Raw genomic sequence first — 24,755 nt, 5'->3', positions numbered from 1 at the left:
AAAAAAATTTTCTTTTTCCATGACATTAATTTTTATAATTATGCACTGCATCATTGGCCCATTTTATGTGCTCAAATGGAGTCTCACGCGGAACGGTACAATCAGCACCAATTATCACCCGATCTGTCCCTGCTTCATCTAAAATACTATTAATTTCATCTTCAATCTCTTCCTTACTACCTTTAAATAAAACATCATTAGTAGTATTTCCGAGACCACCAAAGACAACTTTGTCCTTAAATAATTTTTTACCTTCTCCAAGAGTATAATCATCAGTTGATGTAGACCAATTAACTACCGGTAAATTATAATCCGTAAACCATGGAAGATGACTTTTAGCTTCATCAAAACCACAAATATGAAGAATACTGACGTCGAATTGATGATTAATTTCATCGACCAATTCTAAATCGAGTGGTTTTTGAACAGTATCAAAAAATTCTTTGGTAATTCTATCATCTTGAATTTCTTGGGTACTAAATAAAACTCCATCAACGCCGGCAGATTTTTCCGTCTTAATTTGCTTTTTGATATCTTGGTTAATTGTTTTTAAAGCATTTAAAATTACTTCAGGATTTTCAATATATAAATTTGCAAAAAGATGGTCTGCTTCAGCAAGGTCTTTTTCCGGAGTATCTTCAACTAATTTCCATTTAAAAAGTGTAACTGCAGAAAATACATTGCTTAATACCAATTTATCTTTTCCAATTTTTTCTAATTGTTTGGTGATTAAATCAGTTTGTTTTTTTAGCCATTTATCATTATCATTGATTGGTTTAATATTCTTTAAATCATCTATATCCCTAGGATTAGTAACCCCATTGAAATCATAGGTAAACAATCCGTCATTCATTAATTTTATGAAATCAGGATTAATATTATCTACATAGTTGATCTCTTTTTCCAAATCGTTTTTTAAAATATCATCATCATCCGTGGCTTCAATGTGTTCATTGGGATTGAAATGATGCCATACAGAAAAGGGAATAAAATCCTCATTTTTACCGGTAAATACATTAATCAGTTGTTCTTTTGACATAATTGATACTCCTTTTTAATTATTTTACTTTTTCATTAAATGTTTTATCTGCATTTGGAAGTTTAAAAGTATTTTCGTAAAGATATTTCTTAGTTAGTTTTTCAAGATATCCTTCTTTTTCTAACTCCTTCAATTCTTTGTTAATGTCTTTAGTTAATTTTTTATTTTTATCATTTTTGTTCAACAAGAAGTAACTATCTTCTAGACCAATTGATTTTGAAGCTTCCAGTTTCTTACCTTCAGCAGTTTCAGATACAGGTTTATAAGCAGCGTATGGATAAATAGCAACATCATACTTACCGTTAGCAACTTCTTTTAATGCATCCCCTGCACTTTGATCTCCAATTCCCTTTAAATCAATTTGATGTTTAGGGTTCTTTTTGTTATAAGTTTCAATGAAATTATAACGAGCATCATCAGTTGAGATAGGTGCTAACTTTAATTTTTTATCAGCTACATCTTCTAATGAATTTGCAGTCTTCCCACCTTTATGTGTGATTAGTCTTAAATCATCAAGTCCATTCGCATCTGAGTGTAAGTAGTTATCAAATCTTTCTTTTGAATACCACCAGTTTGATGCTGCTAAATCATATTTTCCTGATTGTAATCCAACAAACACAGAGTTTTGTGATGTAGTAGTTTCTTTGAATTTATATTGCGGTAAATCTTTGTCAATTCTTTTCAATAATTCACCGTAATATCCACCAATTCCACCTTTTTCTGGGTATGTATATGGACGATTGCTATTTGGTGCGGCTACGTTAACTGTTGTTACTTTCTCATTTGATGAGCTATCAGTTGTTTTATGGTTATTTCTAATCAAGAAGAATCCCCCAATAATTACAACTGCCCCTAAACCATATGATAATCTTTTAATTAATTTATTTTTTTGCATAATATAAATCCACCTTTTTAATAATTTTATTTTTTAACTAACTGCATGAAATACTTTCTTTCTGACAACAATTTCAACTACTTGGAATAATTTTGAGAATAACAAGCATATTAATACGTAAATAATCAAAGCATCAATATACGTTTCTATATATTTAAATCCGATTGAAGAAATAATATTAGCCTTTGCCATAATTTCTACAATTCCAATGTTATAAACTAATGCTGTATCTTTAATTAAATCGACAAAAATATTTGATAAATTAGGAATTAAGTTAGAAATTAATTGCGGAATCACTATTTTTATTAATGCAACTGACGGTCTCATTCCTACTGAAATGGCAGCTTCATATTGTCCCTTATCCACTGAATTATAAGCTGCTCTAATACTTTCAGATAGATTTGCCATTGCATTCAATGAGTAGGCAGTAATTGCAATAATCATTGCGGGAACTCCAGTTAAACTTGTATTAAAACCACTATCTTTTAACATTACAAGTAATTGTGGCAGTCCATAATAGACAACATAAAGTTGTACAATCATTGGCGTACCTCTAATGAAAGAAACTAATATTCCAACAAATTGGTTAAGTCCTGGAATCTTCTTTTCTCTGATAACGACAACGATAATTGCCAAAATTAATCCAATAATGATTGAAACTATCGAAAGCAAAATTGTTACTGGTGCAACTTCCAATATTTTAGGAAATGCTTTTTCTGCAAAACTTATATCAAACATAAAAACCACCTCATACCGTTACATACTGATAACGTTTTTTTATCCAACGAAAAATTGATTCTATTAAAATAACAATTAACCAATATATCAAAGCAAGAATAATAAATATTTCTAATTGATATACACCTTGGCTTTGATTTGCTAAATCAGTTGCAATATTATACATATCTACTATTCCGATTACATAAACTAATGAAGTTGCTTTTAATAAACCAATAACCAAATTTTCAACGTTTGGTAATGAAATTAACAATACTTGAGGAAAAATAATCCTAAAAAAAGCTATTTGCTTATTCATACCGACTGACAAAGCTGCTTCGTACTGCCTCTTATCAACAGATAAATAGGCAGCTCTAAATGCTTCAGCAAAATAGGCACTCCAACCAATCGATAAACCTAATATTCCGAAAACTATTTTTGCCCAACCGTTAATATTAATATCAAATAATGAAAATAATTTAGGTAACCCATAATATGCTAGTAGTAACATTAATAGTGGAGGTGTTCCTCTTACTATTTCTAAATATATTTTTGAAAATAAACTTCCGCGTAAATATAAGAATGAAAGTAAGAAACCAGAAACTATAGAAATTAGGAAAGAAGCTAACAATAAGAATGATGTAACCGGTAATCCTTGTAATATATCAACAACTATTTTATTAACACTCATTTAATCACCCCTTTATTGGTTTTCAGAAATAGCCAACAAGAAATCTTCGGCTCTTTTTGATTTAGGATGGTTGAAAATTTCATTAGGTGTGCCACTATCTAAAATATTTCCGTCTGCAAAAAATATGACTCGATCAGCAACGTTACGGGCAAAAGACATTTGATGTGTAATTACAATCATTGTTTGTCCCTCATTAGCTAAACGTTTAATGTCTTTTAAAACTGATCCCACTAGTTCTGGATCCAATGCTGAAGTTGGTTCATCAAACAAAATAATTTCAGGATTTAAAACTACTGCTCTTGCAATTCCAATTCTTTGTTGTTGCCCACCTGAAAGCTGCGAAGGATAGTAGTTTTTCTTATCTTGTAAATTAACTTTTTTCAAGGCTTCTAACGCTATTTTATGTGCTTCATCTTTTTTCATTCCCTGACCATAAATTAGACCTTCAGAAATATTTTCAAGTGCTGTTTTATTTTTAAACAAATTATAATTTTGAAATACCATACTAGTATGACGTCTAATCCATAAAATTTCTTTTTCACTGGGTTTAGATAAATCGATTTTGTGATCTTTAAATTTCATAGTTCCGTCATCAACTTTATTCAAATAGTTTAAAGCTCTCAATAGAGTGGTTTTTCCAGATCCAGACGGGCCAATTACTGCAATAACTTCACCTTTCTCAACTGATAAATTAACGCCTTTTAAAATTTCATTATTATTAATTTGTTTTTTTAAATCATTAACTTCTAAAAGTGCCATTGATACTAACCTCCTTAAAATTATTATTTCTTTTTTATATAGAAAATAAAAAAGGGATTGGTCATACTAACATTTAGTTAGCATAACCAATCCCTTTAACTGTTTAATAATTAAAAGAAAAATTACGAATCTCCATTCGCTTAGTTAGCCTAACTATAAAAAATAGTTATGTATCTAACTAAGGAAAGTAAACCTCACCATACTTAGATACAGATGTTTAGCAACATCCGTATCTAATAACTACGAACGTTGCTTACAGCATGTAACAAGTACAGCAAGCGTTGAATTTGTAATTTAGTGTAAAGTTATTCATCATTTTTCTCCTTTTCATTGATTACTAACCATTAAAACACGATTATTATTTAATGTAAAGATGTTTTTTTGATTAAAATGCGAATAATAGCTTCACGAGATTGATTTACTAACGTTAATTTATTTTTTGGCTTTCACAAACGCCTGTTCCAAATCAGCAATTAAATCTTCGGGATCTTCTAGGCCTACTGAAAGTCGAACTAGTTGAGGTGTAATTCCCACCTTATTTCTTTCTTCCACTGGCAACTCTGCGTGAGTCATGAAATATGGTAATTCAATTAAACTTTCCACCGAACCTAAACTCACGGCTAACCAAATTAATTCAGTTCCATTGACAAACTTTTTACCGTCGACATGGTCTTTTAATTGGAAAGTAATCACACCACCGTAACCGTTCAGCTCAGCTTTTGCAACCGCATCGCTCGCATCTCCAGCTCGTCCTGGATAATAGATTTTTTCAATTTCATCCGTCTTCCTATCAAGATAAGCTAAAACCTTTTGTGCATTTTGAATGTGCCGATCGAGTCGAATTGATAAAGTTTTAATCCCGCGAATTACCAAGATACAATCTTCGGGTGCTAAAATACCCCCGACTGCATTTTGAGAGAAGTAAAGTTTTTCACCGACCTCATCATTGTTAGTAACTACTAGTCCAGCAATTACATCAGAGTGTCCACCCAGATATTTCGTGGCGGAATGAATGACAATGTCAGCTCCTAAGTTCAATGCCTTTTGAAGATAAGGTGTTAAGAAGGTATTATCAATAATCGTTAACACGTTGTGTCGTTTGGCAATTTCTGAAATGCCTTTAACGCTGGTTACTTTCATAAATGGATTATCAATCGTTTCAAAGTAAATTGCTTTTGTATTTGGTTGAATGGCTGCTTCAACTTCAGCTAAGTTTTGCGTATCAACTTGAGTAAACTCAATCCCTAATTTTTTTAAGTAGTCATTGATTAAACGGAAGGTTCCGCCATAGATATTTTTACTAACCACAATGTGATCACCGGGCTTAAATAATGTAAAAACCGCATGAATCGCCGCACTTCCAGAGGCAAACGCATATCCGTGTTTGGCATCTTCTAAAGCCGCAATTTGTTTTTCTAAGTATTCTCGGGTGGGGTTCAACGAACGAGAATAATCATATTTATTTTCCCCATCAATATCTTTAAACGCATAGGTCGTTGATTGATAAATCGGAATGTTGACGGCTCCCGTATCGTTGTCATGTAAATCGTTTAAACCTTTTCCAAATACTAGTTTTGTATTAAATCCTGTCATGATAATTTCTCCTTTTTCTTAATTTTTTCCACAAAAAAATCCCGCAGTCTAAAAATAGACTACGGGACGACGATGCGTGTTACCACCCTGATTCTGTAATGCATCACTACATTACACTCAACAAGTACGTCAAATTAATGAGATACTCTAACGCGGTAACGGGCGCACCCGAATTGAGTTTGCCAAAGCTTACCCAATTGTTTTCATCAAAGACCATTTTCTGATTCGCCACTACCCCGACTCTCACCAAATATCGGTTCTCTTTAGAAGTTTAAAAATCATACTTATCTTTGCAACGTTTTTTGATTGAGATGAAGTTTACCGACTTTATTTTCGTTTGTCAAACCCTAAATTTAATTTTATTTACCAAAAACAATTGCCTAAGATAGAAAAAAAGTTTTTGAAAAAATTTTAATTAATATTTTTTGTTGACAAATCGGCAAAATGATTTTAGAATTCATATCAATCAAATATTCAGACGTTGAAGAGAAGAGTAAAGCAAAAAAATCAGTTTTAAGTGAGCATCAGATAGTGCAAAGGTGCAACTGATTGTGCGTTACAGATGAACTCCGAGTCACGATTAATAGTGCAAGCTAAAAATCCGGTAGGAACCGATACCTTCCCAGACATGTTTGTGTCATTGAGGTTTGATTAGTGATAATCAAGCGAAGTTGGGTGGTACCGCGAAAGCTTTCGTCCCATGTATTTAGTTATACATGGAATGAGAGCTTTTTTATTTGCCAAAATTTAGGAGGAAAACTAATGACTAAGGAAAAATTCGAAACATTACAAGTTCATGCTGGTCAAACAGTTGACGAAACGGGAGCACGGGCCGTTCCCATCTACCAAACCACTTCATACGTCTTCAAAGACGCCGACCAAGCTGCCAACCGGTTTGCTTTAACCGAACCAGGCAACATCTACACTCGTTTAACTAATCCGACTACTGATGTTTTAGAAAAGCGGGTCGCTGCTTTAGAAAATGGGACTAGTGCCGTTGCTTTAGCTTCTGGAGCAGCTGCGGTCAATGCGGCCATTACTAACATTGCCAGTGCTGGTGACGAAATTGTTTCGGCTAGCACCCTTTATGGTGGAACCTACAATTTATTTAACGTAACTTTGCCAAAGGCTGGCATTACCACTCATTTTGTTGATTCTGACGATCCCCAAAATTTTGAAGCTGCAATTAACGATAAAACCAAAGCCCTTTACTTAGAAACCATCGGAAATCCAGACATTAATCTCGCTAACATTGATAAAATTGCTAAGATTGCCCATCGTCATGGAATTTTATTAATTGTTGATAACACCTTTGCCTCCCCTTACCTATACCGTCCTTTAGATCACGGAGCAGATGTCGTCGTTGAATCAGCCACTAAATTTATTGGCGGTCACGGAACCACAATGGGTGGTGTCATTATTGAAAACGGCAAATTTGATTACCAAGCTAGTGGTCGTTATCCCGATTTCACTAATCCGAATGCTCACTACAATGGTTTAGTGTTTGCCGACTTAAAGCCTGGTGCTTTTACGACTAAAGTTCGGGCAGAAGTTCTTCGTGATACAGGAGCTGCCATTAGTCCCTTTAATTCATTCTTGTTAATTCAAAGTTTAGAAACCCTCTCACTTCGGGTACAACGCCACGTGGAAAATACCCGAAAAGTGATTGACTATTTAGCTAATCACGATAAAGTGGCTTGGATTAAATATCCTGAACTGGAAAGTAGTAAGTATCATGAATTAGCCAAACAAGCCTTCCCCAATGGAGTTGGTTCTATTTTCACTATTGGGTTGACTGGTGGAGAAACGGCCGGGAAACAATTAATTGAAAATCTTCAACTCTTCTCATTACTTGCGAACGTGGGAGATGCCAAATCATTAATTATTCATCCCGCCTCAACTACGCACGCTCAACTAAACGAACAGGAACTTAAAGAAGCAGGTATTACCCCTGATTTAGTCCGAATCTCAATTGGAATTGAAAATGCGGATGACTTAATTGCTGACTTAGACCAAGCACTTGCCAAAATTTAAGGAGGAAAAATCACATGGGTTGTATGAACATTTTATCTGGTTATTCTAAGAATCATCATCAGCCACAACTAGACGCGATTAATTTATTAGTTTTGAACCTCATGCCTAATCGCGCTGAAACCGAACATCAAATTATTAGCTTATTGAAATGTACTCCCCACAATTTCAACGTTACTTTTTGTCGCATGGCGACTCACCATACCAAACATTTTGCATCCGAAATTATCGACAAATATGTCACCCTCGCTGACATTGAAGACCAAAATTTTGATGCCCTTTTGGTAACAGGTGCGCCCGTGGATCAGAAGAAATTCGCAGAAATTGATTACTGGGAGGAATTCAAACATTTCATTGACTGGCGTAAAGACCACGTTGGTACCAGCTTGTTCACTTGTTGGGCAGCTTGGGCAGCGGGAACGCTTGATGATGTACTAATCGGACAACCAGTTACCAATAAAATTTATGGTGTTTATACAACCAATGGCATCACGATGCCTCATTCTCGTTATTTCAAAGTCCCAGTTGATTACGTGAACGCCACCGTTTTAGCTGGTAATTCCCAAATTGGTGCAACACTTATTTGGGACGACACGCTCCGTTCTGCTTACGTGACTGGCCACTTTGAATACGGAACGAACACGTTAGCCCAAGAATATTTCCGCGATTTAAATAATGGTTTACACACGAAAAAGCCCGTCAATTACTTTGATGAAAATCAACGGCCCCACAATACTTGGAAACGGTCGGGATCCCAATTTATTAATCAGTGGCTTACTAAAATTGCAACGCCAATTCAAAGTTAATTAAAAAAAGTGTTGACAACTTTAAAAAAAATCTATAAACTACAAATCAACTAAGATGTTGAAGAGATAAGTAAGTTTTAGCGACAACCTAAAGAGAGCTGACAATTTGGTGAGAGTCAGCGTTGTTTAGAAACCGAAAATGGTCTCCGAATCGATTTAATAAGGTGAGTCCTTTGGATAAGCCAAGTTCGGGTGCGCCCGTTACCGCGTTAGAGTATCTCATTAATTTGACGTACTTGTTGAGTGTAATGTAGTGATGCATTACAGAATCAGGGTGGTAACACGCATCGTCGTCCCGTAGTCTATTTTTAGACTGCGGGATTTTTTTTACCCATTTTTTTAAACAACTATTTAGGAAAAATAAATTTTAAGATACCTGAGGAGGTAACATTATGACAACTAGTATTATTGGATTTCCCCGTATTGGAGAAGATCGCGAATTGAAGCACGCTACCGAAAAGTATTGGAAATACGAACTGGATCAAGCAGAGTTATTACGGATTGCCGACGAATTAAAGGCTAAGAACTGGAACAACCAAGCCGAAGCAGGTCTTGATTTCATCAGTGCTGGTGACTTTTCTTTCTTTGACAACGTGTTAGATACGGCTAGCCTACTTAATATCACCCCTAAACGTTACCGTGATTTAGGCTTAAACGAACTTGATGAATATTTTGCTCAAGCTCGGGGTTATCAAGATGAAGATCATTCCGTCAAAGCCCTTCCAATGAAAAAATGGTTCAACACCAATTATCATTACATCGTTCCCGAAATTGACGATGATACTGAGATTAAATTAGTGGGAACCCGCTTCTTTGAAGATCTTAAAAAAGCCACCGAACGCCATGATCACGTTAAAGCTTCCATCGTAGGGCCATATACCCTTTTGAAGCTTAGTCGTTACGTTGGTAAGAAAACTGCTTCTGATTTTGTTCCAGCTGTCATTGCCGCCTATCAAGCGATTTTCAAAGAACTTGATCAAACCCATCTTGACTGGTTACAAATTGATGAACCAGCGCTCGTTTTTGACTTATCTGCTGAAGATAAACAATTATTTAAACAACTTTACGATGGAATTTTACAGACGCCTCGCACCTTCAAAATCAACTTACAAACTTACTTTGGTGATGTTCGTGATATTTACCAAGACTTGCTTGAACTTCCAGTTGATGGACTTGGCCTTGATTTTGTCGAAGGAAAAGAAACCGCTGACTTAGTACGTAGATATGGGTTCCCCAAAGATAAAACTTTATTTGCTGGAGTCGTCAACGGAAAAAATATCTGGCGCAACGAATACGAAAAGACGATTAAACTACTCAAGAGTTTACCTGTAACTGATAACTTAGTGATTTCCACTTCAGCTTCCCTTCTTCACGTACCTTATACCGTTGAAAATGAAACTGACCTTGATCCTGCTTTAAAACAACATTTAGCCTTTGCTTATCAAAAACTAACTGAACTTCATGATCTCGATGAAATTATCAATCATGATGATCAAGCTCGTTTGCAAGCTAATCAAGCGTTGTTTGAAAACGTTAATCACCCCGCTAATCCTGACGTAGCCAAACGGGTTAGCGAATTAACTGAAACTGATTACACGCGCCTTCCTGAACGAAGCGAACGGGAAACTATTCAAAAAGAAGAATTTAAACTGCCTGATTTACCAACCACTACGATTGGTTCATTCCCACAAACCAAAGATGTGCGAAAAAACCGGTCATTATACAAACATCATAAGATTTCAAAAGCCGAATACGACGCTTTTAATGAAGCAAAAATCAAACGGATTATTGAATGGCAAGAAAACGCTGGCTTCGATGTGCTCGTTCACGGTGAATACGAACGAAATGACATGGTGGAATACTTTGGGGAAAACCTTGATGGCTTTGCCTTTACCAAGAAAGCTTGGGTCCAATCATACGGAACTCGGGCCGTTAAACCACCAATTATCTGGGGTGACGTTAGTCGCAAGAATTCGATTACGGTGGCAGCCTCAACTTATGCCCAAAGCTTAACTGACAAACCAGTTAAGGGAATGCTTACAGGACCCGTAACCATTTTCAACTGGTCCTTCCCCCGGGAAGATATTTCTGCCGAAGACTCAGTTACCCAAATTGCCCTTGCCATTCAGGATGAAGTTTTAGACTTAGAAAAACATGGGATTAAAATCATCCAAATTGATGAAGCAGCTTTACGGGAAAAACTTCCACTTCGTCAAAGTGACTGGTATAAAGAGTACCTTGACTGGGCTATTCCAGCCTTTAAGCTAGTTCATAGTAAGGTTGAACCATCTACCCAAATTCACACCCACATGTGTTACAGTGAATTTAATGACATTATTCCCGCCATTGATAACATGGATGCCGATGTAATTTCCTTTGAAGCATCCCGTTCTGATTTATCAATTATTGACCAGCTAAAAGCCAACCACTTTGAAACTGAAGTTGGCCCTGGAGTTTATGATATTCATTCTCCTCGAGTTCCTAGTCAAACCGAAATTTACAATGTGATTAATAACATTTTAGCTAAATTACCAGAAAGCAAAGTTTGGATTAACCCTGATTGTGGTTTAAAGACCCGGGGTGAAGCTGAATCCTTTGCTAGTCTAGAAAATCTTATTGCCGCAGTTAACCAAAAGCGAGCAGAGTTAGGATAAGTTATGAGTTTAAAAGATATTTTTAATGAAAAAACCGTTTTTTCTTTAGAAGTCTTTCCCCCTCATACCGCGGAGGGAACAGATAAGTTAGTCAATTCCCTCACTGGGATTAAAAGTATTAAACCAGATTTCATTTCCATTACTTTAGGTGCGGGCGGTTCGAAAAATAACGCTTCACTTGAACTAGCGGATAAAATTCAAAATAAGGTCGGAATTCCAACGGTTGCCCATATTCCCGGACTATATCGTTCTAAAGCAGATGTAATTGACTTTTTAAACCAACTCCGTTTCCATGGAATTAAGAACGTCTTAGCCCTTCGTGGTGATCGAATTCCCGATCAAGAACCAGCTGGTGATTTTAAGTACGCCTCTGAATTAGCTGAGTTTATTCGGCAACAAGGTGATTTTGACATTTCGGGCGCCTGTTATCCCCAAAAACATCCCGAATCAATTAATTTTGTCGATGATACCCTCCACTTAAAAGAAAAAATTGACCATGGTGCTAGTCATTTAATCACCCAAATGTTGTTTGATAACCAAGCCTTTTATGATTTTCGGGAACGCCTCCAGCTTGCGCAAATTGACGTTCCCGTTGAAGTCGGCATCATGCCCTGTACCAATCGAAATCAAATTAAGCGAATTACTGAACTATCTGGAATTCCAATGCCAAGAAAATTTGTTGCCATTATGGACCGCTACCGGAACAATCCGGAAGCGATGCGTGATGCTGGAATTGCTTATGCCATTGACCAAATTGTGGACCTAGTCTCGAACAATGTCGATGGAATTCACCTTTATACGATGAATAATGCAGCAAATGCCCAACGAATTTGGGATGCAACCCATACATTGTTCGCAGAAACTAGTAATCGAACTGCTGAAAGGGTATAATCAATTTGTAACAAAAATTTATCGGAGTAGAGATTAGCGCGTTAAGTGTCGATGGAACGGAATGTGAACATCGGACGAAAAACTTCAACGTTTGCGGTGCTAATCTCGCATTCGCCACTAAGATCCGCCTTTTGGTGGCAGCTCCTGACAGGAGATGTCAAAATGGAAAGTTTCAAGAAGTGGGGTTTACGCCCGCTTAGTCTCAAGGGGATTAGCTATTTGGCCATATTAATGGCGATTCAGATTGTCCTTAGTCGTTTAGTCGTAGGAAATGCCAATGTCCAATTTGGGTTTGCGTTTATTACAGCAGCTTTAATTGGACGTTGGTATGGGCCGTTTTGGTCAGTCGGAATTGCGATTATCGTTGATTTTATTTCGACGATGATTAGTGGTCAAGCATATTTTATTGGCTTTGCCCTTTCAGCAGTAGTTGCGGCTTTGATTTACAGTTTTGCGTTTTTTAATCGGTCTAAGATTGGATTCATAAGAATTATCGTAGTTGTCTTGATTATCACCATTGTAATCAATATCTTCATGAATTCTTATTGGGTTTCCATCTTAGCCCACACTAATTTTTGGTATTTCTTACCAATGAGATTAGTAAAGAACTGTATTTCAGCACCCCTTCAGATTGGAATCTTATATTGGATCTTAAATAATAAGACGATTAACCGGATGAAACCGGAAGTATTTAAATAGACCGAAAAAGACATTGGTGAGCGATCGCCAATGTCTTTTTTTGTTAACAAAGCAAAATAGCTTGTACGCTATAATTGCACTTAAAACAATAGTTAGAGTAAAAACCTTTAATTTTTCCAATAATAATTACATGTGTAAACCGTTTCGCAAAACGCCTTTAAGTTTATAATATAAAACAAAAAAAGCCTAGCATTAACTAAGCTCCTCTAGAATTTTATTCAAACTATCCATCAACTGTTTCGTATCAACATTTCCCAAATCACCATTTAAAAAATCAACGTAAACATTAATGGCTCCTGAGATTAAAAAAGGAATTTGAACATGAGAAAAATAGTCATCAGGACTAATTTCTTCATGTTCCATCACGGTATTAACCAAAGTTTGTTTAATTTTAGTCCGCAAGACTGCAGTTTGATCATTATTAATCAAAACTTGAACTGAATGATCTTTTTGAAAATAATTAAATAAATTTTTCTCTAACAATTGGTAATTAACAACGCCCTTAGAAACGTAACTAAAGCGTAAAATCTCATCAATGTGCTGAACTACTTTTTCAGTTACTTGATTATACAAGTCATCAATTCCCTTATAATAAGTATAAAAAGTAATCCGACTAATTCCAGCTGCTTTCGACAATTCGGACACGCTAATTTTTTGATAAGGTTGATTACGCATTAGTTCAATAAAATTATCAATAATTTTAGTTTCAGTGGGAATCTTTTTAGCATCTCGTCTCACAGCTTCCTTCACCTCATTAATAAAAAAACATTTATTTAATTATAGCAATAATAAGTAGCTAATTAAATAAATGTTTTTAACCAAATTAAAAAACCTAGTCCCCATCAGCTATATGATTGGTTACTAGGTCTTTATTTATCTCCTTGCATCCAGCTCACCAAAGTATTTTTTAGATAAGCGCGCTTCCGTCCCATCACGGCGAAGTTCTTCAATTGCTTTATCCAACTTCTCCCGCAAAGTTTTATCTTGTTTTCGTAAACCAACGGCATCATAATCGGCCGGGAAGTCAGTTTTAACTAATTTTAAAGGTTCACTGGAGTGATTGTGAGCCAAATAATATTTAGCATAATCTGCATCAATTAAAACCGCATTAATTCGACCAACCTTTACATCATTAATTGCTTTATCAAACGTATCGTATTGCACGGGTTTCGTTCCTAAATACTGTTTCAAAACTTTCGGATCTTGATTAAAATCATCAAATCCAACCGATCCTGATTGCACTCCTAATTGTTTTCCGTGCATATCTTGGGGCACATTAATCCCAGAGTTTGCTTTCGTAAGTAAGACTTGGTTATCTTCGTGATATGGTTTAGAAAAAGCCGCGTGCTTGGCTCGTTCTGGTGTCATCGTGTAACCATTCCAGATGGCATCAATGTGTCCGGTATTCAATTCGGTTTCTTTCATCGACCAATCAATCACTTGGAATTTCGGCTTTAAGCCCATTTTTTTAAACGCAGCTTTTGCCATTTCAACGTCATATCCGATTAACTTACCATTTTTATCCCGAAAGCCCATTGGAACAAACGTATCATCAATTCCAACGGTCACCGTTTTTTGTTGGTGCACTTTATTCCAAGTATCAGTCCGGTGGGTGCCTTTATACCAAGCTCCCGCAACGACTAACCCTAGCACTAACAGAATCAAGAAGTTTCCCATCAACTTAGGAAATTGTTTTTTCGTTTTCATCGTTTTACATCCTTTGAGAAATCCAATACTTTACCATTCAAACTTTCCGCAAATGGTAAATCATGGGTTACGACTAATTGCGTAGCGTTTCGACTTTGAAGTTTTTGAATGATAGACGTTACTCGTTCAGTTGATGCTTCATCTAGACCAGAAGTTGGTTCATCATAAGCAAGCACGCCTGGTTTCATTGCCAATGCTCTAGCAATCGCCACTCGTTGTTTTTGACCACCTGATAGTTCAAAAGGATAGTTATTGCGGTGTTCCGTTAAGTCTAAATCAGTTAATAATTCAGAAGCGGTTTTCGTATACGTCGCCGCTTTTTCTTTTGCCACAATCCGTGGTGCCAAAGTAATGTTTTCAGTCACTGTATATTGCGGAAACAAATTAAAGTCTTGAAAAATTACCCCAACCTCTGATCCTTGCCGAGTTCCGTCAATTGCCAATTCTTGACCGTCCAATTTAATTGAACCACTATCAGCCGGAATTAAGCCAGCTAAAATGTTTAAGAAGGTCGTTTTTCCAATTCCAGAGGGACCAACAATCGTTAAAACCTCACCTGGGGCAACTGTAAAAGATAAATCTTTAAAAATAGTTCTTCCATTATATGACTTAGTTAAATTTTCAATTGATAACATTGTGTTCCCTCCTAACGATAGTAGTTCAAGCGTTTTTCAATGTAGCGCATAATTAAGGTAAAAATCATGGTTAATAATAGGTAGAAAAGTCCCACTAATAGGTACGGAATCAACGTGACATCCCGTGCGACATCAATGGTTCCAGCCCGCATCAAGTCACCAAGTCCAATTACATAAACTAACGAAGTATCTTTAACTAGGTTAATAACTTCGTTTCCTACGGATGGCATCACAGTTTTAATCACTTGTGGTAACGCAATGTAACGGAACGTTTGCAACTTGTTCATCCCTAACACGCGAGCTCCGGCATATTGCCCAGCGGGAACGGCTTGAATTCCACCACGGAAAATTTCAGCAAAGTAAGCAGTATAATTCAAAACAAAGGTCAACACGGCGGCTTCAAATCTTGGTAACACCGCAATGTTAGCTAAACTCAAACCGTAGTAGACAAACACGATTTGAAGCAATAATGGCGTGCCTCGCATAATCGTAATGTAGATATTAGTAATCCACCGTAACACGAAGAATCGTGAGCGTTGCGCCATGGAGACAATCACTCCCAGTGGCAAAGAAATTATCAATGTTAGGAAGAACACTCCTAACGTTAGTTTTAAACCGTCTAACAAACTGGGTAAAATTTCTAATAAATAGTGCATTTTTTAATCCTCCTTGAATTTATCACCAAAACAAAAAAGTCCTCAAGTTATCGCTTGATAACTTGAGGACGATTCGTTCGTGATTCCACCTCTGTTCAGCCTAACATTACTGCTAGACTCTCAGGCACCTTACCGTTCTAGAATGGAAGGTGCAGCACTTAACGATGCCGGCCGGATATAGTTTTGCTATATCAATGATCACGAGTGTGGTTCGCCTACGCTACTGGTCACTTTTCAGCTACCGTGACTCTCTCAGTCAGTACCAATAGGTTACTCTTTCGTTCATATCGTTAATTGAATTATAAATGGTATTTAGTAAAATAGCAATACAATTTTTTAATTTTGTTAAGTTTTTAATGATAAATCTAATTAATCAAATAATCATTATTTGGATTTAATTTTAAACTAACAAAAAAGAACGTTCACAATGAACGTTCTTTTTAAATATGAGCAGTCAAGGACTTGAACCCCAATCTCACGGACAAAGAATCCGTTGCTCTAACAGTTGAGCTAACCGCTCGATTAACTTACAGGTATTATTATAACAGTAATGAACTAATTTAAGCAAGTTAATTTATGAAAAAGTTTATAGAAATATATCAGAGATGATATGCTGCTTAGGATTTGACTTTATTTTTATTAAACGTTTTTCATTTTCTAATTTTTCTATTGTATCTTTGATTTTTCGAACTGAAAAAGGACTGGTCTTTGCTAATGAAAGGATTGTTTTATCGAGTAGTCCAACATCATCAGAGTCATTAAACATTTTTGATTGTGCTAAAAGAAATAAAATATAACTTTCTGGTGAATTATCACCATAATGTTTATTTATTTTTTTAATAGATCCATTAAACTTATCAATTCTAAACGTTAAACTATCAATAATTAGGTTTTGGCTTTTAATAACTAATTTCAACATTTTATCAACAAAAAATGTTAATTCAGCACGATTTTCAAACGCACCTGCTTCTTCAAAAGCCTTGTAATACGTTGACTTATTAGTTTGTACAATCTGAGAAAAACTTATTCCCGTGAACTCATCTAATTTTCTAGATAAGTACATCGAAAGAATATATCTACCTGTTCTTCCATTACCATCATAAAAAGGATGAGTATTCTCAAAAAAGAAATGTCCTATCATCGCTTTAATCAGAAAAGGAACTTCATCGTCGTTAACAAATGAAATCCATTCTTTGATTCTTTTTAAAATTTCTCTTTCATTTAATGGGGCAACATGTACTTTTCTATCAACATTGCCACCCTGAATATAAACAGGACTATTTCTAAAATATTCACCATCTAATTTATTTTCTTTTTTAATTTCATTTTCTAATAAATTATGATAAATATTTAAAATATCTTGAACATCAGTAATAGGAAGCTCTTTCCCATCAAAAACATCCAAATACATTTTAACCGTTGATTTTAATCTAACATCATTAGAATCACTATCTACATTTTTAATTGCATGATCAATTTCCTTTTTTGTAGATCTAACACCTTCAATATCATTAGTGCTCTTTATTTCATTTCTGAGTGTTTCAAAAAAATACTGCCTTTTAGCAATTTCTGTCAATTTTTTTGCAAGCGAACTAATATTCTTAGAATTATTATTTATTTGTTCTATCTTAACTGATATTTTAGGTAAATTCATAAAATATATTGGAAATTCAGAAGTTTTATATTCACCCTTATACATTAAATTCGGGAATAACGTTGTGTTAATGCTCGCGTAATTATCAATTCTATTTTTATATTCAGTTTCAACTTTTTCTAGGTTACCATTTGAATTTCTTTTAAAATTTTCCAAAGACATATACTTCATTTAAATATCCTCCTTTCAATTTCAACAAAACATCATTTTTGTTAAAACTAAGTAATATATTATAACTTCAACTTTGACAAAAAGCCGTTTTTGTTAAAGTTAGAATGTTTTTTATAGTCTAACATAGACATATACGTAAAAATGTTAAAATAACAAAAAAACAACCAAATTCTAAAATTTGATTGTTTCTACTATTAATTATTCAATTACCAAAGTGTTTTTGGCGTTTAACTTATAAGCTTCTTTCTTTTGACTCTTCATACTACGTTCTTGGAAGTTAACTTCCACAGTGTAGTCTTGATTTCGTAATTCAAAAGCTTTGGCTAACGCTTGATCAAAAATCGCATTGATTTCGTCTTCACTCTTACCTTTGGTATCAGTACAAATGAAGTAATCAATCGCATCTTCGGCTGCATCTGATTTAACTACCGTAGCAAGCCGTTCTTCACCAAAGGCAAAACCAACTCCACCCATTTCAGGTCCACCAAATTCTTGTACCATGTTGTTGTAACGACCACCAGCACAAATCGTTGTGTAATCATCACCAAATTCAGGAGCTTTCGCTTGAATTTCAAAAACTGTATCCGTGTAGTAATCTAATCCACGAACTAACCGATCATCAACCGTGTAGTCCACTTTTAAGATATCCAATGCTTTCTTCAAATCATTGAAGTAGTTTTTTGAACGTTCATTTAAGCTATCTTCTAACTTAGGAGCACCAGCCACAATTTTTTGATCGTTGCGATCTTTACTGTCTAAGATCCGTAGTGGATTTTGTTCCAAACGACGTTGGGAATCAGCACTAAGTTCATCTTTAAATTGTTCAAAGTATTTAACTAAGGTATCGCGATAAACGTTCCGACTTTCGTCATCCCCTAAGGTATTTAATTCAACTCGTAAATCATGAATGTCTAAACCTTGGAAAATATCAATCGCTAAGCGAATTACTTCAGCATCAATTTGGGGACTAACGGCCCCAATACTTTCACAACCAATTTGGTGGAATTCCCGGTTATGGGTTGCACCAGGACGTTCGTAACGAAACATGGGTCCCATGTAGTAAAGTTTGACGGGCTTGGGATGTTCTGGTCCAAAGAGTTTGTTTTCCACAAACGAACGCACAATTCCAGCGGTTCCTTCAGGACGAAGGGTAATACTCCGTCCCCCTTTATCTTCGAAAGTGTACATTTGTTTAGTCACAATATCTGATGAATCACCAGAAGTCCGGCTAAATACTTCGGTCTTTTCCACCATTGGGGTTCTCATTTCAGCATAGTTATATCTTGAAAAGACATCGCGTGCAGTTCCTTCAATTCGTTGCCAAACTGCAGTTTCGTTGGGAAGAATATCTTCCATTCCTCGTACTCGTTTGAATTTTCCGTCCATTATAATCCTGCTTTCTTGTTTAAATCGATTTACTTAAATTTTACCATTAATTACCGCTTTTTGGGGTGAATGTCGGATAATTTCCTTAATTTACAATTCAATAATTCGGTTACGTACATTTTTCAGTTTTTATTTTGCTTTTGTTCGCATTTTCCTTTGCTTTTCCGTAAAAAATCTGCTAATCTATTATATTAATTACTACAACTTAACAACAGGAGGATTTTCTTCATGGATAATTGGGAAAACAAGTTTGGCGAACATCAAGCATTAACATATGATGATGTATTATTGGTTCCGGCAGCAAGTGACGTGCTCCCTAATCAAGTCAGCTTAAAAACAAAATTAGGCAATAATCTTCTCTTAAACATTCCCGTACTTAGTGCGGCAATGGATACGGTCACAGAAACAGCCATGTCAATTGAAATGGCCCAAAAAGGTGGTCTTGGTGTCATTCACAAAAACATGTCACCTGAAGATCAGGCCGCTGAAGTAGCAGCTGTTAAAGCTGCTCCCGTCGAAGGCGACGAAGCAGCTGTTGATGACCAAGGTCGTTACTTAGTGGCTGCTGCCGTTGGGATTAATGGTGAAACTTTTGATCGTGCTACGGCCTTATTCAATGCTGGTGCTGATGCAATCGTCCTTGATACCGCTCATGGTCACTCAAAGGGTGTGCTTGATAAAATTAAAGAAATCAGAAGTCAATTTCCTGATAAAACTTTGATTGCTGGTAACATTGCCACTGCTGCTGCTACCAAAGCCCTTTTTGATGCTGGTGCCGATGTTGTTAAAGTTGGAATTGGTCCTGGATCAATTTGTACTACTCGAGTTGTCGCTGGTGTGGGAGTTCCCCAAATCACAGCTGCTTATGATTGTGCTAAAGTTGCCGAAGAATACGGTAAACAAATTATCGTTGACGGTGGAATGCAATACTCTGGTGACATCGCCAAAGCCCTTGCTGCTGGTGGTGATGCCGTAATGCTTGGAAGCATGCTTGCCGGAACTACCGAAGCACCTGGCAAAATTTTATCAGATAAAAGCGGTCACCAATACAAAGTTTACCGCGGCATGGGTTCAATCCCCGCCATGGAAAATGGTTCTTCTGACCGTTACTTCCAAGGTAAAGTTAAAGCTGAAAAGAAATTAGTTCCTGAAGGTATCGAAGGTAAGACTGAATACAAAGGTGACGCTGGCGACATTATTTACCAAATGATGGGTGGTCTTCGTGCCTCAATGGGTTACACTGGTTCACATACCATTGCTGACATGAAGAAAGCACAATTTGTCAGAATTACTGGTGCTGGTTTACGTGAATCACATCCCCATGATGTTATCATTACTAAGGATGCCCCTAACTACAAAAAATAGGAGAATAATTATGGTAAAAACTGAACGTAATTACGACTCTGTAGTGGTCCTTGACTTTGGTAGTCAATACAACCAACTAATTACTCGTCGTGTTCGTGAAATGGGTGTTTATTCTGAACTTAAACCCCATACAATGACCGCTAAAGAAATCAAAGCCATGAATCCCAAAGCCATCATTTTTTCTGGTGGCCCTAACAGTGTGAATGGTGACGGTGCTTTAGCCGTTGATCCCGAAATCTTTAACTTAGGTCTTCCAATCTTAGGGATTTGTTACGGAATGCAATTAATGGCCAAAGATCTTAAGGGTGGTGAAATTGTCACTGCCGATAATAGTGAATATGGTCAAGCTCAAATCGAAGTTACCGACAAAGATTCAAAATTCTTCAAAGGGATGAACGATCAGCAAACCGTTTTAATGAGTCATGGTGACTTTGTAACCAAGGTTCCAGACGGTTTTGAAATTACCGCAACCAGTGGTTCATGTCCCATCTCAGCGATGGCTGACCCTGAACGTGGCTTCTATGCCGTGCAATTCCACCCTGAAGTTAACTTAACTGAAGAAGGTCGCGAAATGTTACGCCACTTCGTCTTTGACATTGCTGGTGCCGAAGCCAACTGGTCAATGGATGACTTTATTGACGATGCCATTGCCAACATCAAAGAAACCGTTGGTGATAAAAAAGTCTTACTTGGTCTTTCTGGTGGAGTTGATTCCTCAGTCGTTGCCGTGCTCTTGCACCGTGCAATCGGTGATCAACTAATCTCAGTCTTCGTTGACCATGGTTTGTTACGAAAAAACGAAGCGCAACAAGTCCTTAAAGCTTTAGGTGATGATTTCGGTTTAAACATTGACTTTGTCGATGCTAGTGAACTTTTCTTAGGTAAATTAAAAGGTGTTACTGACCCTGAAACAAAACGGAAAATCATCGGAAAAGAATTTATTGATACCTTCTCAACTGAAGCTCGTAAATTCGATGATGTTGATTTCTTAGCTCAAGGTACCCTATACACTGACGTAATTGAATCAGGAACTGATACTGCTCAAACTATCAAATCTCACCATAACGTTGGTGGTCTTCCTGAAGACTTAAAATTCAAATTAATTGAACCTTTAAACAAATTATTTAAAGATGAAGTTCGTGAACTTGGTGAAAAATTAGGTATGCCTAAAGAATTAGTATGGCGTCAACCTTTCCCAGGTCCTGGTTTAGCAATCAGAATTATTGGTGAAGTTACCCCAGAACGTTTACGGATGGTGCGTGATTCCGATGCCATCTTACGTGATGAATTTGCTAAAGCTGGTTTAAACAAAACTATTTGGCAATACTTCACTGCCCTTCCTGGAATTAAGAGTGTGGGTGTCATGGGTGATGAACGGACTTACGATGAAGCCGTTAACATCCGGGCCGTGACCTCTGTTGATGGAATGACAGCCGAATTTGCTGAAGTTCCTTGGGAAGTTTTAGGTAAGGTTTCCAAACGAATTGTTGATGAAGTAGCGGGAGTTAACCGTGTCCTTTATGACATTACTGGTAAGCCACCTGCAACAATTGAATACGAATAAAACTAAAAAGAAGCTGAATCTTTACATTTCAGCTTCTTTTTTGTATGTTACGAATTAACTAATTTCCCTATTTCTTAAACCGATCAATTCTAAACGGATTCAAGTCAAATTCATCCGCCTTTCCTTGAGCTCGTTGCGCTACAATTTTGCCCAAGACACTAGCAAATTTGAAGCCATGGCCACTTAAGCCCGTGATGACTTGAATATTTGGTTGGCCAGGTACCCAATCAATGATAAAATCTTCGTCTGGTGAGACATCGTAGGTACAAGCTGCTCCATGATCAAGTCCGTTTGTCCCCGTTAAATGATTTTTCAACAATTCGGAAACTTCCGTTTGATCTGCAGCATATTCACCATATGGTAGGCGCCCTTCGCGCTTGTTAATTGGTTGTCCGCCATCATGATGCCCAATCTTAATTTGCTGATCTTGTCCTGAAAAACCATAGTAAGTCTCGCCTGACTTCATTTCGACGGTAAAACAAGGAAAACCGTTTGCTTCGTCCAACTGAGGGTCATCCGTTTTAAACCAGCCAAACACTTTACGCAGTGGTTGAATTGGTAAATCAGGAATTAATTCTTTTGCCCACGTTCCGGCCGTTACAGCAACTTGATGAGCGTAGTAAACCTGATGAGCCGTTTTAATTTCAACTAAGTCAGGTTCGATTTGTTTCACGGATAGAACCTTAGCCGTAAAGTCCTGCGTGACGCCCTTTGCTTCAGCACCTGCCAAATAGGCTTGAATCGCATTTTCCGATAGTAAATAACCACTATCTTTTTCAAAAACGCCCCGATAGTCATCATCAAAGTGCCAGTTCGGCCAGCGTGTTTGAATTTGTTGGGCCGTTAAATTATCCACTGGCAAGTTATACTCTTGGGCAGTTTTGGCGACATTGGTAATAAATTCAGCCCCCGTTGGTCCGACGTTTAAAACCCCAACTTGGTGAAAAACATCCGTCCCGCTTTGGGATTGAAGGTCTTGCCATAACTTTTGGGCTTCCAAAACTAACGGAACGTATTTGCCACCTTCCCCATAAGCATGCCGAATAATTCTCGTTTGTCCGTGATGTGAGCCTTGATCATGCGGTGGACGGGCCACATCTAGTTCTAACACCTTTAAACCAGCTTGGCTGGCATAATATCCTGCCGCTGACCCCACTGAACCAGTTCCAATAATTGCTAAATCAAATACTTTTTCCATTTTGTACTCCTCCTCGATTTTTTGCCAAATAAAAAAGCACCCATCCTAGTTAAAGGACGAATGCATTCGCGGTACCACCTTTGTTCATAGTCAATTCACATCGACTATCTCAAATAAGTTACGCCTAAAGCGGGATAACTTTGCTCTGGTAGCGGTGGCAAAACCGTGATTAGCTAATTAATCACTAATCATAACTCCAAGCCCATCTTCAAAATCTTCATGCTCATTCCTTTTCACCAACCAGGAACTCTCTGTGAGTTGTCAATTTCTACTCTGCTCTTCCGTTGTCTAATTATTAATTTTTATTTAATATACTAGTTCGCAAATTACTTGTCAATCAAAAAATATAATTGCTGGTCTCCTGTATAAATTAAGATCTAATTCCTGTATACTAACAGTAAGTTGTGATAGCCTGTTGTGCCGCTTTGGTGCCAGGCTCTTTTTGTGTTTTCAAGGAGTTATTTATGAAAAGTTTTAAAATTCAAACCTTAATCTTAATTGCGGTTGCTTTCATGTTAGGGATGAGTGAATTCATTATTGTCGGAATTTTTAGTGATATTTCTAATTCCTTTCACGTTAGCATCGCCAGCGTGGGGTTATTAACCACCATCTTTGCCGTGATTTACGCGATTTCGACCCCGATTTTATCCTTATTAGTGGGTGAGCATCGGCTAAATCGGGTCATTGGCCTAACCATGGCCATCTTCATTTTTGGTAACATTCTGTCGGCAATTGCTCCGACTTTCCTAATTCTGACGATTTCGCGGATTATTACCGCCCTAGTGTCGGGAATTACCATTTCAATTGCAATTACCTTCGCGACCTTCATTACTCCAAAGGCCAAACAAGCTTGGATTGTGTCGTGGGTCTTTTCTGGTTTTAGTATTGCTTCCGTTTTTGGGGTACCAACTGGAACCTGGCTCAGTAGTAAAGTGGGCTGGCGATTAACCTTTTGGTTGATTGCGTTGCTTTCTGCCGGAATTCTAATCGCTTTTCAACTATCATTACCCCATAATCTGAAACAACAAAAAGTGGAACATTTTACCGACCAGTTTAAAATTCTAACTGATAAACGGATTCTCTTAGGAATTTTTGTTCCCGTGCTGGCCTTAGGCTCGGTTTATATCATTTATACGTACGTCACGCCCATTTTAACCGACTCATTTGGCTACAGCATTAACTTTGTAACCATCTATTTGGTCATCTATGGAATTGCTTCACTGTTGAGTAATCAAACGGCAGGACGGCTCGCTTCAAAAAATGGTTTTCAACGAATTTTTAAATTTTATGTCATTCAAATGTTTGCGCTGCTGGGTGTCTCGGTCTTTTTCAAAATGCCCATCATTGATTTAGGACTCATCATTTTGCTCGGTTTTACCATTTACTTAGCCGGTGCTACCTGCCAGTTATTTTACATGGGAATTGCTGAAGCAAAATACCCGCAATCACTCGTCTTAGCTTCTACGTTTAACCCGATTTTTAGTAACGTCGGAATTGCGTTAGGCTCGGCTACTGGAGGTTTGATTGTCAATACCGTTGGGCTACCTTTTTTAGGAATCGGCGGGGCCATTTATACCGCAATTCTCTTAGTCATCTTGTGGGTTTTAACTCATCAAGCCCAACCTTAATCTACTTACAAAGGAG

At 36.9% G+C, this 24,755-nt stretch carries 21 protein-coding genes, 1 tRNA gene, 1 riboswitch and 3 other annotated features; of the genes, 8 read left to right on the top strand and 14 right to left on the bottom strand.

Annotated features, from left to right (window positions below):
• Positions 1–25: 25 nt before the first annotated feature.
• The 6 genes from ACEPSS_RS03335 to ACEPSS_RS03310 form a co-directional block, all read right to left on the bottom strand.
• Positions 26–1,039, bottom strand: a complete 1,014-nt coding sequence (locus tag ACEPSS_RS03335; protein ID WP_395320169.1) for a uroporphyrinogen decarboxylase family protein — start codon at positions 1,037–1,039, stop codon at positions 26–28.
• 19 nt (positions 1,040–1,058) lie between these two features.
• The gene (locus ACEPSS_RS03330) at positions 1,059–1,934 is read right to left on the bottom strand and encodes a transporter substrate-binding domain-containing protein (protein ID WP_395320167.1); all 876 of its coding nucleotides are present in this window, start codon (positions 1,932–1,934) and stop codon (positions 1,059–1,061) included.
• 33 nt (positions 1,935–1,967) lie between these two features.
• Positions 1,968–2,672, bottom strand: coding sequence for an amino acid ABC transporter permease (locus ACEPSS_RS03325; protein ID WP_395320165.1), 705 nt, complete (start codon positions 2,670–2,672; stop codon positions 1,968–1,970).
• A 10-nt stretch (positions 2,673–2,682) separates the two neighbouring features.
• Positions 2,683–3,342 carry an amino acid ABC transporter permease gene (locus ACEPSS_RS03320; protein ID WP_395320163.1) on the bottom strand — a complete coding sequence of 220 codons (660 nt, stop codon included), beginning with the start codon at positions 3,340–3,342 and terminating at the stop codon, positions 2,683–2,685.
• 12 nt (positions 3,343–3,354) lie between these two features.
• Positions 3,355–4,101: an amino acid ABC transporter ATP-binding protein gene (locus tag ACEPSS_RS03315; RefSeq protein ID WP_395320161.1), complete on the bottom strand. Its 747-nt coding sequence runs from the start codon at positions 4,099–4,101 to the stop codon at positions 3,355–3,357.
• Between the two features lie 432 nt (positions 4,102–4,533).
• Positions 4,534–5,694 (bottom strand): trans-sulfuration enzyme family protein, encoded by a 1,161-nt coding sequence (locus ACEPSS_RS03310; RefSeq protein WP_395320159.1) that lies wholly within the window; start codon positions 5,692–5,694, stop codon positions 4,534–4,536.
• 59 nt (positions 5,695–5,753) lie between these two features.
• Positions 5,754–5,998: a binding site (T-box leader), on the bottom strand.
• A 458-nt stretch (positions 5,999–6,456) separates the two neighbouring features.
• Here ACEPSS_RS03310 and ACEPSS_RS03305 point away from each other — a divergent pair.
• The 5 genes from ACEPSS_RS03305 (at position 6,457) to ACEPSS_RS03285 (ending at position 12,775) form a co-directional block, all read left to right on the top strand.
• Complete coding sequence (locus tag ACEPSS_RS03305; protein ID WP_395320158.1) at positions 6,457–7,728, top strand: O-acetylhomoserine aminocarboxypropyltransferase/cysteine synthase family protein; 1,272 nt, start codon at positions 6,457–6,459, stop codon at positions 7,726–7,728.
• A 14-nt stretch (positions 7,729–7,742) separates the two neighbouring features.
• Positions 7,743–8,531, top strand: coding sequence for a homoserine O-acetyltransferase/O-succinyltransferase family protein (locus ACEPSS_RS03300; protein ID WP_395320157.1), 789 nt, complete (start codon positions 7,743–7,745; stop codon positions 8,529–8,531).
• 49 nt (positions 8,532–8,580) lie between these two features.
• Positions 8,581–8,832, top strand: a binding site (T-box leader).
• Between the two features lie 91 nt (positions 8,833–8,923).
• Positions 8,924–11,185, top strand: coding sequence for a 5-methyltetrahydropteroyltriglutamate--homocysteine S-methyltransferase (gene metE, locus ACEPSS_RS03295; RefSeq protein ID WP_395320155.1), 2,262 nt, complete (start codon positions 8,924–8,926; stop codon positions 11,183–11,185).
• A gap of 3 nt (positions 11,186–11,188) precedes the next feature.
• Positions 11,189–12,076, top strand: a complete 888-nt coding sequence (gene metF / locus ACEPSS_RS03290; RefSeq protein WP_395320153.1) for a methylenetetrahydrofolate reductase [NAD(P)H] — start codon at positions 11,189–11,191, stop codon at positions 12,074–12,076.
• 20 nt (positions 12,077–12,096) lie between these two features.
• A riboswitch (THF riboswitch) is annotated at positions 12,097–12,195 on the top strand.
• Between the two features lie 43 nt (positions 12,196–12,238).
• Positions 12,239–12,775, top strand: coding sequence for a folate family ECF transporter S component (locus ACEPSS_RS03285; RefSeq protein WP_395320152.1), 537 nt, complete (start codon positions 12,239–12,241; stop codon positions 12,773–12,775).
• Positions 12,776–12,967: 192 nt separating this feature from the next.
• On the opposite strand, the gene ACEPSS_RS03280 is transcribed toward ACEPSS_RS03285, so the two are convergent.
• The 7 genes from ACEPSS_RS03280 to hisS all read right to left on the bottom strand — a co-directional run bounded on the left by ACEPSS_RS03280 (position 12,968) and on the right by hisS (position 18,984).
• Positions 12,968–13,513, bottom strand: coding sequence for a TetR/AcrR family transcriptional regulator (locus ACEPSS_RS03280; protein ID WP_395320150.1), 546 nt, complete (start codon positions 13,511–13,513; stop codon positions 12,968–12,970).
• A gap of 135 nt (positions 13,514–13,648) precedes the next feature.
• The gene (locus ACEPSS_RS03275) at positions 13,649–14,482 is read right to left on the bottom strand and encodes an amino acid ABC transporter substrate-binding protein (protein WP_395320148.1); all 834 of its coding nucleotides are present in this window, start codon (positions 14,480–14,482) and stop codon (positions 13,649–13,651) included.
• Positions 14,479–15,117, bottom strand: a complete 639-nt coding sequence (locus ACEPSS_RS03270) for an amino acid ABC transporter ATP-binding protein (RefSeq protein WP_395320146.1) — start codon at positions 15,115–15,117, stop codon at positions 14,479–14,481. Before ACEPSS_RS03270 ends, ACEPSS_RS03275 begins: the two co-directional genes overlap by 4 nt.
• A gap of 11 nt (positions 15,118–15,128) precedes the next feature.
• On the bottom strand, positions 15,129–15,773 hold the full coding sequence (locus tag ACEPSS_RS03265) for an amino acid ABC transporter permease (RefSeq protein WP_395320144.1): 645 nt from the start codon (positions 15,771–15,773) through the stop codon (positions 15,129–15,131).
• Positions 15,774–16,220: 447 nt separating this feature from the next.
• Positions 16,221–16,293, bottom strand: a tRNA-Lys gene (locus ACEPSS_RS03260).
• Between the two features lie 66 nt (positions 16,294–16,359).
• Positions 16,360–17,598, bottom strand: a complete 1,239-nt coding sequence (locus tag ACEPSS_RS03255) for a Fic family protein (RefSeq protein ID WP_395320142.1) — start codon at positions 17,596–17,598, stop codon at positions 16,360–16,362.
• 198 nt (positions 17,599–17,796) lie between these two features.
• On the bottom strand, positions 17,797–18,984 hold the full coding sequence (hisS, locus tag ACEPSS_RS03250; RefSeq protein WP_395320140.1) for a histidine--tRNA ligase: 1,188 nt from the start codon (positions 18,982–18,984) through the stop codon (positions 17,797–17,799).
• Between the two features lie 228 nt (positions 18,985–19,212).
• On the opposite strand from hisS, the gene guaB reads away from it, so the two are divergent.
• Positions 19,213–20,349, top strand: coding sequence for an IMP dehydrogenase (gene guaB / locus ACEPSS_RS03245; protein WP_395320139.1), 1,137 nt, complete (start codon positions 19,213–19,215; stop codon positions 20,347–20,349).
• 10 nt (positions 20,350–20,359) lie between these two features.
• Positions 20,360–21,913 (top strand): glutamine-hydrolyzing GMP synthase, encoded by a 1,554-nt coding sequence (gene guaA, locus ACEPSS_RS03240; protein ID WP_395320137.1) that lies wholly within the window; start codon positions 20,360–20,362, stop codon positions 21,911–21,913.
• A gap of 67 nt (positions 21,914–21,980) precedes the next feature.
• On the opposite strand, the gene solA is transcribed toward guaA, so the two are convergent.
• Positions 21,981–23,111 (bottom strand): N-methyl-L-tryptophan oxidase, encoded by a 1,131-nt coding sequence (solA, locus tag ACEPSS_RS03235; protein ID WP_395320135.1) that lies wholly within the window; start codon positions 23,109–23,111, stop codon positions 21,981–21,983.
• Positions 23,112–23,160: 49 nt separating this feature from the next.
• Positions 23,161–23,405 (bottom strand) — a binding site (T-box leader).
• 170 nt (positions 23,406–23,575) lie between these two features.
• Between solA and ACEPSS_RS03230 the strand changes: the two genes are divergently transcribed.
• The gene (locus ACEPSS_RS03230) at positions 23,576–24,739 is read left to right on the top strand and encodes an MFS transporter (protein WP_395320133.1); all 1,164 of its coding nucleotides are present in this window, start codon (positions 23,576–23,578) and stop codon (positions 24,737–24,739) included.
• The last annotated feature ends 16 nt before the right edge of the window (positions 24,740–24,755 follow it).

This window comes from Fructilactobacillus frigidiflavus (genome assembly GCF_044054575.1).
Taxonomy (GTDB): Bacteria; Bacillota; Bacilli; order Lactobacillales; family Lactobacillaceae; genus Fructilactobacillus; species Fructilactobacillus frigidiflavus.
The sequence above is the reverse complement of the archived record's forward strand: the minus strand, read 5'-3'. Positions and strand labels throughout refer to the sequence as shown.